Source organism: Rhodovulum viride, from assembly GCF_003265965.1.
GTDB lineage: Bacteria > Pseudomonadota > Alphaproteobacteria > Rhodobacterales > Rhodobacteraceae > Rhodovulum > Rhodovulum kholense.
Map to the genome: position 1 here is coordinate 52,837 of NZ_MUAV01000008.1, position 12,037 is coordinate 64,873.

At 69.5% G+C, this 12,037-nt stretch carries 9 protein-coding genes; 3 read left to right on the forward strand and 6 right to left on the reverse strand.

The features are described from left to right. Window positions 1-103: 103 nt before the first annotated feature. Together BYZ73_RS08615 and BYZ73_RS08620 are read right to left on the reverse strand one after the other, a co-directional pair. Window positions 104-826 carry an LrgB family protein gene (locus tag BYZ73_RS08615; protein ID WP_108027560.1) on the reverse strand — a complete coding sequence of 241 codons (723 nt, stop codon included), beginning with the start codon at window positions 824-826 and terminating at the stop codon, window positions 104-106. Next, a complete protein-coding gene (locus tag BYZ73_RS08620; protein WP_220086814.1) occupies window positions 801-1,223 on the reverse strand; it encodes a CidA/LrgA family protein in 423 nt (140 codons plus the stop codon). The genes BYZ73_RS08615 and BYZ73_RS08620 overlap by 26 nt, the downstream gene beginning before the upstream one ends. 108 nt (window positions 1,224-1,331) lie before the next feature. Between BYZ73_RS08620 and BYZ73_RS08625 the strand changes: the two genes are divergently transcribed. The 3 genes from BYZ73_RS08625 (at window position 1,332) to BYZ73_RS08635 (ending at window position 6,265) form a co-directional block, all read left to right on the forward strand. Further along, window positions 1,332-2,219 carry a LysR family transcriptional regulator gene (locus tag BYZ73_RS08625; protein ID WP_220086815.1) on the forward strand — a complete coding sequence of 296 codons (888 nt, stop codon included), beginning with the start codon at window positions 1,332-1,334 and terminating at the stop codon, window positions 2,217-2,219. A 57-nt stretch (window positions 2,220-2,276) separates the two neighbouring features. Then, window positions 2,277-5,138: an error-prone DNA polymerase gene (locus tag BYZ73_RS08630; RefSeq protein WP_112315654.1), complete on the forward strand. Its 2,862-nt coding sequence runs from the start codon at window positions 2,277-2,279 to the stop codon at window positions 5,136-5,138. Between the two features lie 128 nt (window positions 5,139-5,266). Next, a complete protein-coding gene (locus BYZ73_RS08635; protein WP_112315655.1) occupies window positions 5,267-6,265 on the forward strand; it encodes a hypothetical protein in 999 nt (332 codons plus the stop codon). Between the two features lie 22 nt (window positions 6,266-6,287). On the opposite strand, the gene BYZ73_RS08640 is transcribed toward BYZ73_RS08635, so the two are convergent. The 4 genes from BYZ73_RS08640 to BYZ73_RS08655 all read right to left on the reverse strand — a co-directional run bounded on the left by BYZ73_RS08640 (window position 6,288) and on the right by BYZ73_RS08655 (window position 12,035). Further along, entirely contained in the window at window positions 6,288-7,634 is a 1,347-nt protein-coding gene (locus tag BYZ73_RS08640) for a lytic murein transglycosylase (RefSeq protein ID WP_425451072.1), read from the reverse strand. A 117-nt stretch (window positions 7,635-7,751) separates the two neighbouring features. Continuing rightward, window positions 7,752-10,007, reverse strand: coding sequence for a ribonuclease R (gene rnr, locus BYZ73_RS08645; protein ID WP_112315657.1), 2,256 nt, complete (start codon window positions 10,005-10,007; stop codon window positions 7,752-7,754). 66 nt (window positions 10,008-10,073) lie between these two features. After that, entirely contained in the window at window positions 10,074-11,213 is a 1,140-nt protein-coding gene (gene dapE / locus BYZ73_RS08650; RefSeq protein ID WP_112315658.1) for a succinyl-diaminopimelate desuccinylase, read from the reverse strand. 135 nt (window positions 11,214-11,348) lie between these two features. After that, window positions 11,349-12,035: a fumarylacetoacetate hydrolase family protein gene (locus tag BYZ73_RS08655; RefSeq protein WP_112315659.1), complete on the reverse strand. Its 687-nt coding sequence runs from the start codon at window positions 12,033-12,035 to the stop codon at window positions 11,349-11,351. Window positions 12,036-12,037: the final 2 nt, after the last annotated feature.

The window sequence follows — 12,037 nt, forward strand, 5'->3', positions numbered from 1 at the left end:
CCCTTCCGCCCGCCGCGCGACCGCCGAAGGCCAGCATCGGCGGACCTTCATTCGCCCCACGAACCATTCCGAATGCTAAGCATTTTTGACCCGTCAGGCCCTTTCATCCGGCGGCCAACCGGGCGGCCGAGACCAGCAGCGGCGCGAGGCAGACATTCAGCAGACCGACCAGCACCATGACGAGTCCCGCGACCGAGCCCTCGACCGGGCCGATCTGATGCGCCCGGGCGGTGCCCGCGCCGTGGGCAGCAACCCCCAGAAGCGCGCCCCGCGCCAGGGCCGAGCGCACCGGCAGCCAGGCCAGCACCACATCGCCCAGCGCCGCGCCCAGAACGCCGGTCATCACCACGAAGACGGCCGTCAGGTCGGGCAATCCGCCGATATCGGCCGAAACCTCCATTGCGAAGGGCGTGCTGATCGACCGGGGCAGAAGGCTCAGCCGCAAGCTTTCGTCCAGCCCGAACAGGCTTGCCAGCCCCCAGCTGACCGCCACCGCCGTCGCGCTGCCCGCGACCATGCCGACCAGCAGCACCGGCCAATAGCGCCGGATCAGCGCGCGCTGTTCGTAGATCGGCACCGCGAAAGCCACGGTCGCCGGGCCCAGCATCAGCATCAGCCAGCCCGCGCCGCGGATATAGTCGCGATAGCTTTCATGCAGCGCCAGCACCGCGATCATCAACAGCGCGGGCGCCACCGCCAGCGGCATCAGCCACCAGCGCGACCAGCGCCGGTAGACCCGCTTGGCCAGCAGATAGAACCCCACCGTCAGCGCCGTCCAGCCGGCGACCGGCAGAAGCTGCTCAGTCCAGTGCAGAAGGCTGTCCATGGCCCCCGATCCCCCAGCGGCAGCACAGATCAACCGTCAATGCGGTGACCGCCATGACCGCAAGCGTACCCAGAACGATGATCAGCAGGATCTGAAGCCCCAGAAGTCCCAGGAATTCGCGGTGGTTCAGCACCGCCAGAACGGCCGGCACGAAGAAAAGCAGCATCTCGGCCAGGAACCAGTTCGCGCCCCGCCGCAGCGTGCCCGCCCGCACCAGTCCCGAGCCCAGCAGCGCCAGCGCCGCCGCCATCCCGACCAACCCGCCCGGAAGCGGCAGCCCGGTCAGCCGCACCACCGCCTCGCCGGCCAGCCAGAAGCCGACCAGAAGGCCGGTCTGCACCAGGCGGCTCCGGCGCAGGGCGATGCGAAGCTGTCGGGCATGGGCATGGGCGGTCACGATCTCTACTCCTGAAGACGCGCGGGAAACGTCCCGCAAGGGGTTCATGTGGGCAAGATGCCGCATTCTTCAAATGACTTGTTTGACTGACCCTCAGTCGTTATTGGAATGAGCATGGAGTTCAGGACGCTCAGGGTCTTTGTCGAGGTCGTGCGCGCAGGCGGGTTCTCGGCCGCGGCCGGGCGCGTGCATGCAACCCAGTCGACGATCAGCAAGGCGGTGCGCCAGCTTGAGGACGAGATCGGGGTGCCGCTGCTCAATCGCGGCCCGGCAGGCGTCACCCTCACCGCCGCGGGCCGGATCGTGTTCCAGCGCGGCCAGGCCCTGCTGGCCGACCGCGACACGCTGATGACCGAGCTGCAGGAACTGGCCGGGCTCAGGCGTGGGCTGCTGCGTATCGGGCTGCCGCCGATCGGGTCGAGCGAACTTTTCGCGCCGGTCTTCACGCTTTACCGCCAGCGCTATCCCGGGGTCGACATCACGCTGGTCGAACACGGCAGCGACCGGCTCGAAGAACTGCTGCGGGCCAGCGAAATCGACCTGGCCGCCTCGCTTCTGCCGGTGTCGGACGAATTCGACTGGCGCCCGGTGCATCGCGACCCGCTGGTCGCGCTGATGGCCCCCGACGCGCCGCTGGCGCAAAGCCCGGGGCCGATCACGCTCTCCGATCTGCGCGCCATGCCCTTCATCCTCTTCGACAGCGGCTTCGCGTTGAACCGGATCATCCGCGCCGCCTGCGCCCGGCATGGGTTCGAGCCCGAGGTGACCGCGCGGTCGAGCCAGATCGACTTCATCATCCGGCTCGCGGCCGCCGGGCTGGGCGTGGCCTTCCTGCCCCGGCTGATCGCCCGGGCGCGGGTGCATGTGCCGGTGGCGCAGGTGCCGCTGGACGAACCCTCGACCGACTGGGTGATGGCCACGCTCTGGCGGCGCGGCGCCTATCTGCCCCAGGCCGCCCGCGCCTGGCTCGAGATCGCGGCCAGCCGCCCCGACTAGCCGGGGGCGAAGCGGACTCCCGGAAAGAACAAAACGGGAATATACTCCCGACTCGCCATGTTCGCCGAACTCGACGCCACCTCGAATTTCACCTTCCTCACCGGGGCCTCGCATCCCGAGGAATACATGGCGCGCGCCGCCGAGCTGGGGCTTGAGGCCCTGGCCATCGCCGACGAGAACACGGTGGCGGGCATCGTCCGCGCCCATGTCGCCGCGCGCGAGATTGCCCGGGCCGCAGGCCGGGGCGAGGCCGCGCCCAAGGCCCTGCCCCGCCTGATCCCGGCCACGCGGCTGGTGCTGACCGACGGGCTCAGCCTCACCTTGCTGCCGCGCGACCGCGCCGCCTGGGGGCGGCTCTGCCGGATGCTCTCGGCCGGACGGCTCCGGGCCGCCAAGGGCGCCTGCCAGCTCGGCCTCGACGACCTCATGGACTGGGGCGATGGCGCCGAACTCCTGCTCCACCCGCCACAGGCGCCACGCCTGCAGCGCGGCGCGGGCGCATGGCGGCCACAGGCGGACCGGCTGACGCGCCGCTTCCCCGGCGCCGTCGCGCTTGCGATGGCCCCGGCCTATGACGGCGACGACGCCGCCCGCTTCGACCGGCTGGCCGCGCTCGCCGCAGATCTGGGGCTCGACCCCGTCGCCACCGCCAGTCCGATCCTGCATCACGGCCGCCGCCGCAGGCTGGCCGATGTGCTGACCGCGATCCGGACCGGCACCCGGGTCGACGCGCTGGGCCGGGCAGCACTCGCCAATGCCGAATGCCGCCTGCGCAGCGAACCCGAGATGCTGCGGCTCTTCCGCGGCCACGAGGCCGCCGTCCACCGCGCGGGCGAAATCGCCCGGCGCTGCGGCTTCTCGCTCGACGAGTTGCGCTACGAGTACCCCTCGGAATGCAGCGATGGCGAAACCGCCCCCCGGCGCCTCGCCCGGCTGGCCGAGGCCGGGCTGGCCTGGCGCTATCCGCAGGGTGCGCCCGCCCGGGTCCGGGCGATGATGGATCACGAACTCGCGCTGATCGGCAAGCTCGGCTACGAACCCTACTTCCTCACTGTCAACGACATCGTGGCCTTCGCCCGCAGCCGCGGCATCCTCTGCCAGGGCCGCGGCTCGGCCGCCAATTCGGTCACCTGCTACGCGCTCGGCATCACCTCGGTCTCGCCCGAGATCGGCACCATGGTCTTCGAACGCTTCGTCTCCGAGGCCCGCGACGAGCCCCCCGACATCGACGTCGATTTCGAACACGAACGCCGCGAAGAGGTGATCCAGCATATCTACGACCGCTACGGCCGCCACCGCGCCGGGCTTTGCGCCACCGTCATCCATTACCGCGGCAAACGCGCGATCCGCGAGGTCGGTCGCGCCATGGGGCTCAGCGAGGACACGCTGGCAGCCCTCTCCAGCCAGGTCTGGGGCTGGGGCTCGGGCCGGATCGCGCCCGAGCGGCTGACCGAGATCGGGCTCGACCCCGCCGACCTGCGGCTCCGCCGCACCCTCGAGCTGATCGAGGAAATCCAGGGCTTTCCGCGCCACCTCTCGCAGCATGTCGGCGGCTTCGTCATCACCGAAGGCCGGCTTGACGAACTGGTGCCGATCGAGAACGCCACCATGGAAGGCCGCACCGTCATCTGCTGGGACAAGGACGACATCGACGCGCTGGGCATCCTCAAGGTCGACGTGCTGGCGCTGGGGATGCTGACCTGCCTGCGCAAGGCCTTCGACCTGATCGACGGCCACCATGGCCGGCGCTTCGACCTCGCCACCCTGCCCGCCGAGGACCCGGCCACCTATGACATGCTCTGCAAGGCCGACAGCCTTGGCGTGTTTCAGGTCGAAAGCCGGGCGCAGATGAACTTTCTGCCCCGGATGCGGCCGCGCAGCTTCTACGATCTGGTGATCCAGGTCGCGATCATCCGGCCCGGGCCGATCCAGGGCGATATGGTCCACCCCTATCTGCGGCGCCGCAACCGCGAGGAAGAGGTGCGCTTTCCCTCGGACGCGCTGGGCCAGGTTCTGGGCAAGACCCTGGGCGTGCCGCTGTTCCAGGAACAGGCGATGCAGATCGCGATCCTCGGCGCGGGCTTCTCGCCCGAAGAGGCCGACCGGCTGCGCCGCTCGCTCGCCACCTTCAAGAAACACGGCAATGTCAGCGCGTTCCGCGACCGGTTCCTGGCCGGAATGGCGGCGAACGGCTATGAGGCCGAGTTCGCCGAACGCTGCTTTTCCCAGATCGAGGGCTTCGGCAGCTACGGCTTTCCCGAAAGCCATGCCGCCAGCTTCGCGCTTCTGGTCTATGCCTCGGCCTGGATCAAGCGCCACCACCCGGCGGTCTTTGCCTGCGCGCTGCTGAATTCCCAGCCGATGGGGTTCTACGCCCCCGCCCAGATCGTGCGCGACGCCCGCGCGCACGGGGTCGAGGTGCGCCCGGTCTGCGTCAATGCCAGCCGCTGGGACAACGCGCTGGAACCCGACGGCCGTGGCGGGCTGGCGCTGCGGCTGGGCTTTCGCCAGGTGCGCGGCCTGCCCGAGGACGAGGCCGCCTGGATCGCGGCCGCGCGCGGCAACGGCTATGCCTCGGTCGAGGATCTCTGGCGCCGGGCCGGGCTTGGCCCCGGGCTGCTGACGGTACTGGCCGAGGCCGACGCCTTCGCCGCGCTGGGGCTATCCCGACGCGAGGCGCTGTGGGCGGCCCGGGCGCTGGGCGGCCCCGAACGCGTCGCCGCCCCCCTGCCGCTTTTCGCCCGCGACCTCGACGGCGAAGGCCGCGCCGAACCCGCCGTCGCCCTGCCCGCCATGACCGAGGGCGAGGAGATCGTCGAGGACTACCTGGCCCTCCACCTGACGCTGCGCGCCCATCCGGTTGCGCTGCTGAGAAAGCGGCTGACGCCGCCCCATTCCCTTGCTAGGCTTCCCCTGTGATTGTACCGGTCGGGGCAAGCTCGCCCATGGCGGCCGTGGACCGAGGGCGAATGATGCAGACAGCGCGACCGCGGGCGGTACGGACGGCCCGCCCCACTTCCGCCAGGACAGCCCCGACGCAAAGCCGGATGCAGGCCCCGCCCGATACGGCGCTCGACAGCCTCACCGAAACCGCAGACCGAAGCACCCCCGTCCGGGCCCTGGTCGCGCTTCAACGCCTTGCCGCCGCCCCGGCCGCCAGCCCCGCGCCCATTCAGCGGCTGCTGGACACCGGCAACAGTTTCGACATCTTCAAGACCGAGATCCGCGGACGGAACCCCAAGCAGAACAAGGACCTCGATACGGCGCTGCGCCAGCTTTACACGGCCGCCAAGGACGCAAAGGTCACGATCCCCTATGACTGGCTGGTGGGCCAGGCCAAGCAGGCCGGAAACTCTGCAAAGGCGGTTCGCGGCCTGATCTCGGGGCTCGAGGAACGGGCCGCCAGCATGCGCGACAGCGACCTCTCGGGCGATCGCGGCCACATGATGGGCCGCCATCTGACGGTGGACCGCGCATTTCAGGAAGACCGGTTGCGAAGAACGCCCAATCTCGACCAGGTCACACGGCTCGACCCCAGAACCTACGAAGTCCAGAAATACCAGAACTATGTCGACCACCTGCGCAAGCATGTCCTGGACGACATCCGCCAGATCATGAAAGACACCGCCAAGACCGTCGGCAACCGTATGGAAGACGAGGAGTTTCAGGCGCTCACCAATAACGGCGCCCGCCAGACCTACCTGCGCGAATTTGTCGGAAGTCTCGATAACACGGTCGATACCGACGTCTACATGCTCGACGTCACCATCACCCTGCGCGTCACGAACAACCCCGCCGTGATCGGTCTCAAATGGGAGCCGAGCGTCGAGTCGGTCGACACCTTCTCGAAGATCATCACCGCGCGCGATCCCAAGGAGGAGCGCTCTGCCGACAAGTACATCGAATACGACGCGCACGAGACCGTCACGATGTACTGGGGCAGCAACGCCCCAGCCCTGGAGGGGATCGCACTGGGCACGTCTGCGGACACGCTGCAGGGCCTGGTGCAAAGCCTCGATCTTCCGATGGGCGTCACGCAGTTCTAGGCGCGTCCCGGACCCGGCGGCCTTATCTCAGCCGCCGCAGCACCGCCATGCTGGCATAGCCGTCGGGGATCAGCCCGACCGCGCTTTGATAGGCCCGAAGCGCCGAGACCGTGTCAGGCCCGATCCGTCCGTCGACACCATTGGTGTCGAAGCCTGCGCGGGTCAGACGCTCCTGCAACTCCTTGCGCTCGGCCGAGGCCAGCGCCCGGTCGTCGCGCGGCCAGCCGCCCCGGATCGGCCCGCCGCCCTTCAGCCGGTCGGCCAGATGCCCGACCCCGATCACATAGGCATCGGCGGGGTTGTAGCGTTCGATCACCCGGAAATTGTCGAAGACCATGAAGGCCGCGCCTCGCGCGCCCGCAGGCAGCAGGATCGCCGCACGGCCATAGTCGCGCACCGCCCGGCCGCCCATGTCGCGCACCCCGAGACGCGCCCAGTCCGAGGGCATCCGCTTGACCGAGCGGTCGGCCAGCCGGTGATCGAAGCCCCGCGGCAGTTGCACCTCGACGCCCCAGGGCTGCCCTTTGGTCCAGCCGAAATGCGCCAGATAGGCCGCGGTCGAGGCCAGCGCGTCGGTCGGGTCGTCCGACCAGATGTCGCGCCGCCCGTCGCCCGTGAAATCGACCGCATGCGCGAGGTAAGAGCTTGGCATGAACTGGGTATGGCCCATCGCCCCAGCCCAGCTTCCGGTCATGTGCCGGGCATCGGTATCGCCCGCCTGAATGATCTTCAGCGCGTCGACCAGCTGGGTCTCGAAGAACGCGGCGCGGCGGCCGTCATAGGCCAGCGTCGCCAGCGAGTCGACGATCGGGGACGACCCGCGATAGCTGCCGTAAGAGGTCTCCATGCCCCAGATGGCGGCGACGATTTCCTTGTCGACGCCATAGCGCGCCTCGATCCGAGCCAGCACCGAACCGTATCGCGCCAGCGCCGCGCGGCCGTTCTGCACCCGGGTCTCGGACACTGCGCTGTCGAGATAGTCCCAGATCGGCTTGACGAATTCCGACTGGTTGCGGTCGCGCCGGATCACGTCGGCCTGGAAGGTCACGCCCTCGAAGGCCCGGTCGAAGACGCCGGGCGCGATGCCCTGCGCCAGCGCCCGGCCGCGGAAACCCCCGATCCAGCCCGGAAAGCCGCGCGCCTCGTCGGCGATGGTGTCGGGCGCGACGGCTTCGGCCAGGGCAGCGGCGACGGCAGGGCGCAGGTCAGGGCGGGTTTCGGGGCGCAGGCTCCGGCTCATTTCCGGCGTCTCCGGACGGGGCAAGGGCCGGGGCGCGCGGTCGAGAACCGCATCCGCGGGACTGCCCAGGCCAAGGGCAACCCCAAGGGCAACCCCGAGGCCGGGGGCCAAGGATCTGTGTCGGGTCATCTGCTCGCACCTTTTGTCAGGCTTTGAGCCAGTGTAGCGCAGGTCCGTTCAACCGCAAAGCGGGGTTTCGGGGGCGGCTTTCGCCCAGCCGGTCGCAGGCGCCGGACCGCGCATCGCTCAGCGGCGGGTCCGCTTGACCTTGCGCTTGACCTTGTCGGATTTCGCCTTGGCGCCCACCACCTTGCGCCGCACCGGCTTGCCGCGCCCGCGCACGGCACCGCGCGGCACCGCCCGGTCCTCGATCGACAGAAGCTCGAAGGTCAGCCCGCCTGTTACCGGCACTGCCTCGGCAAGCCGCACCGTCACCCGCTGGCCGATGCCGATCACCAGCCCGCTATTGGACCCCATCAGGGTCTGGGCGTCGCGGTCGTGGTGGAAATACTCGTTCCCGAGCTCGCGGATCGGAATGAGCCCGTCCGCCCCGGTCTCGTCGAGAGAGACGAAGACACCGAACCGGGCGATTCCCGAGATCCGGCCGCCAAATTCGTTGCCCACCCGTTCCGACAGATAGGCCGCAAGGTAGCGGTCGGTGGTGTCGCGCTCGGCCGCCATCGAGCGCCGCTCGGTCTCGCTGATATGCTTGGCCGTTGCTTCCAGTTCGTCCACATCCTCGGGACTGAGCCCGTCCTTGCCCCAGCCATGGGCCGAGATCAGCGCCCGGTGCACGATCAGGTCGGCATAACGCCGGATCGGCGAGGTGAAATGGGCATAGGATTTCAGCGCCAGACCGAAATGGCCGAAATTCTCGGGGAAGTAATAGGCCTGGGTCATCGAGCGCAGGGTCGAGAGGTTGATGAGTTCTGAGAACTCGGTCCCCATCGCCTGATCGAGCAGGTCGTTCAGCTGGCGGGTATGCAGCACCTGCCCCTTGGCCAGGGTAAATCCCGACGCGCCCGCCACCTCGCGCAGCGCATCGAGTTTCTCGGCGCTCGGCTCTTCATGGACCCGGAACAGCAGCGGGCGCCGCAGCCGGGTCAGCTCCTCGGCGGCCGCGACATTGGCCAGCACCATGAATTCCTCGATCAGCCGGTGCGCATCCAGCCGATCGCGGAACCTGACCGAGGCCACCTTGCCCTCGTCGGACAGCTCGATCCGCCGCTCGGGCAGGTCGAGATCCAGCGGCTGGCGCGCCTCCCGCGCCCGGATCAGCGCACGGTAGGCCGCGTAAAGCGGGTGGATCACCTCGTCGAGCAGCGGCGCGATGCGGTCAGAGGGCTTGCCCTCCTCGGCCGCCTGCACCTCTTCATAGGCGAAGGCCCCGGCCGATTGCATCAGCCCGCGGGTGAAGCGGTGCGCGATCTTGCGGCCCTCGGCGTCGATGGTCATCCGGACCGCTATGCAGGCCCGCGGGACGCCTTCGTGCAGCGAGCACAGATCGCCCGACAGCCGGTCGGGCAGCATCGGCACCACCCGGTCGGGGAAATAGGTCGAATTGCCCCGCCGCCGCGCCTCGCGGTCAAGCCGCGAGCCCGGAGTCACGTAATGGGCGACATCGGCGATGGCGACCCAAAGGACATGCCCGCCCGGATTGGCCGGGTCGTCATCGGGTATTGCCAGCACCGCGTCGTCGCGGTCGCGCGCGTCCGCGGGGTCGATGGTGACCAGCGGCAGCGCCCGCAGATCCTCGCGCGTGCCCAGCCCGGCGGGCTTGGCGCGGTCGGCCTCGGCGATCACCTCGTCGGGGAAGTCGTCGGGGATGCCATGCTGATGGATCGCGATCAGGCTGACCGCCTTCGGCGCGGTCGGGTCGCCCAGCCGCTCGACGATGCGGGCGCGCGGAAGACCCATGCGGCCGCGCGGCCCCGCCAGTTCGGCCTCGACCAGTTCGCCATCCTTCGCGCCATGGGTCAGGCTGGCGGCGACCGTCCATTCCTTGTCGGCGCCCTTGTCGATGGGCACGATCCGCCCGCCCTCGGTGGCCTTGCGGAAAATCCCGAGGATGCGTTTCGGGTTCGAGCCGATCTTGCGGATCAGCCGCGCCTCGTACTGGTGATCCTCGGCGCGGACCTCCTGCAGCTTGGCAAGGATCCGGTCGCCCTCGCCCAGCGCCGCATCGCTTTGCCGGGGCAGGAACAGCACCTTCGGCGCCGCGCCCTCGCCATGCCATTCCAGCGGCCGGGCGAAGAGATCGCCATCGGCATTGGGCGCGAGGATCGTGAGCACCGTCACCGGCGGCAGCTTTTCGGGGTCGCGGTAGGTGCGTTTGCGCTTTTCCAGATGGCCCTCGTCTTCAAGCTCCTTCAGCAGGCGCTTGAGGTCGATCCGGTCGGCCCCCTTCAGCCCGAACGCCTTGGCGATGTCGCGCTTGTTGGTCTGGCCGGGATGGGCGGCGATCCAGTCGAGGATCTCGGTCTTGGCGGGGATGCGGGTCATGGCCGAGACCTAGCACGCGGCCCCTTCGCCGTCAGCCGGAAAGCGCGGGTGCGTCGGCGAAACGGATCAGCCGAAATAGCCGCTCAGGATGCGTGTGTAGATCCGCTTCAGCTCGTCGATCTGGGCGGTTTCGACCCGTTCGTCGACCTGATGCATGGTCTTGCCGACCAGCCCGAATTCGACCACCGGGCACAGATCCTTGACGAAGCGGGCATCCGACGTGCCGCCCGAGGTCGACAGCTCGGGCTGCCGCCCGGTCTCGGCCTCGACCGCATCGGCCACCAGCGCCGACAGCGGGCCCGGGGGCGTGACGAAGCTCTCGCCCGAGACCTTGATTTCCATCTCGATCTCGATGCCGGTCTCTTCGGTGACGCGGGCGGCCTCGGCGGCCATCCAGTCGGCCAGGCTCTCCGAGCTGTGCGCCTCGTTGAAGCGGATGTTGACGGTGGCCCGGCACTGGCCCGGAATGACATTGGTCGCCGGATTGCCGGTATCGAAGGTGGTCACGGCCAGCGTAGAGGGGTCGAAATGCCGGGTGCCCTGATCGAGGCTGTAGGCATCAAGCCGCTGCACCAGCCGCGCCAGCGCCGGGATCGGGTTGCGGGCGCGCTGCGGATAGGCCGAATGCCCCTGCACACCCCGCGCGGTGAAAAAGGCCGTCATCGACCCGCGCCGCCCGATCTTCATCATGTCGCCCATGGCCTCGCGGCAGGTGGGCTCGCCGACCAGACAGACCGCCATATGCTCGCCCTCGGTCTGCATCCAGTCCAGCAATGCGATGGTGCCATCGGTCGCGTCGCCCTCCTCGTCGCCGGTCAGGGTCAGCACGATGGCGCCATCGGGCGGGGTGTCGGTCACGAAGTCGATGGCGGCGGCGACGAAGGCCGCGACGCCCGACTTCATGTCGGTGGCGCCCCTGCCCCAAAGCTGGCCGTCGCGGATCTCGGCCCCGAACGGGTCGGCGGTCCAGGCGCCGGTGTCGCCCGCGGGCACCACATCGGTATGGCCGTTGAAGCCGAAGGTCCGCTCGTGCCCCCGCCCGCCCCAGCGCGCGAAGAGATTCGAGGTGCCGTTCCGGTCGACCCGGCGGCAGTCGAACCCGGCCGCCGACAGCCGGTCGGCCAGCAGGACCAGGGCGCCGCCTTCGGTGGGCGTGACCGAGCGGCAGCGGATCAGCTCGGCAGTGAGGGCGACGGGATCGGTCATCGGCGGCTCCGGCGTGGCGTTCGGTCAGACCGATACCCCTGCGAAAGCCATGCTGCAAGGCGGCGTGGACATGTCGGCGCGGCCCCGGTGCCGTGCCGGTGCCGTCCGCGCGCGGCGGGCGAGCCTCCGCTGGGCCTAGAGCACGCGGGTCGAGACCCGGCCGACGCCCTCGATCTCGACGCTGCAAGTCTGTCCGCGGGCAATAGCGTCCACGCCCGCCGGAGTGCCGGTATAGATCAGGTCGCCCGGGGCCAGCGCGACCAGCCGCGACAGGTGCGAGACGATCTCGGGCACGGACCAGATCATGTCGCGAAGATCGCCCTCCTGCCGCAGCACGCCGTCAACATGGCAGACGATCCGGCCCCGGGCGGGATGGTCGATCCGGGCGGCAGGCTGCAGCGCACCGCAGACCGCCGAGGCATCGAAGCCCTTGGCCATGTCCCAGGGCCGACGCGCGGCCTTGGCCGCCGCCTGCAGGTCGCGCCGGGTCAGATCGTTGCCCGCCGCATAGCCCCAGACATGGTCAAGCGCGGCCGCCGTCGGGATATCGGCGCCGCCGCGGCCCAGGGCGACCACAAGTTCGGCCTCGTGATGCAGATCGGCCGTGGCGGGCGGATAGGCGATATCGGCATCGCCCGTGACCAGCGCATCGCCGGGCTTGGTGAAGAAGAAGGGCGGCTCGCGGTCGTCCGCCCCCATCTCGCGGGCATGTTCGGCATAGTTCCGGCCGACGCAGAAGATCCGCCGCACCGGAAAGCGCGCCGCGTCTCCGGCGATGGTCAGCGCCGGGACCGGCGGAAGCGGCAGGGCGTAGGCGGTCATCG

Bases quoted from the DNA above. Each gene is read 5' to 3' on its own strand.
- BYZ73_RS08615 (WP_108027560.1), bottom strand. From the start codon at position 826: ATGGACAGCCTTCTGCACTGGACTGAGCAGCTTCTGCCGGTCGCCGGC.
- BYZ73_RS08625 (WP_220086815.1), top strand. From the start codon at position 1,332: ATGAGCATGGAGTTCAGGACGCTCAGGGTCTTTGTCGAGGTCGTGCGC.
- BYZ73_RS08630 (WP_112315654.1), top strand. From the start codon at position 2,277: ATGTTCGCCGAACTCGACGCCACCTCGAATTTCACCTTCCTCACCGGG.
- BYZ73_RS08635 (WP_112315655.1), top strand. From the start codon at position 5,267: ATGCAGGCCCCGCCCGATACGGCGCTCGACAGCCTCACCGAAACCGCA.
- BYZ73_RS08640 (WP_425451072.1), bottom strand. From the start codon at position 7,634: ATGACCCGACACAGATCCTTGGCCCCCGGCCTCGGGGTTGCCCTTGGG.
- rnr (WP_112315657.1), bottom strand. From the start codon at position 10,007: ATGACCCGCATCCCCGCCAAGACCGAGATCCTCGACTGGATCGCCGCC.
- dapE (WP_112315658.1), bottom strand. From the start codon at position 11,213: ATGACCGATCCCGTCGCCCTCACTGCCGAGCTGATCCGCTGCCGCTCG.
- BYZ73_RS08655 (WP_112315659.1), bottom strand. From the start codon at position 12,035: ATGACCGCCTACGCCCTGCCGCTTCCGCCGGTCCCGGCGCTGACCATC.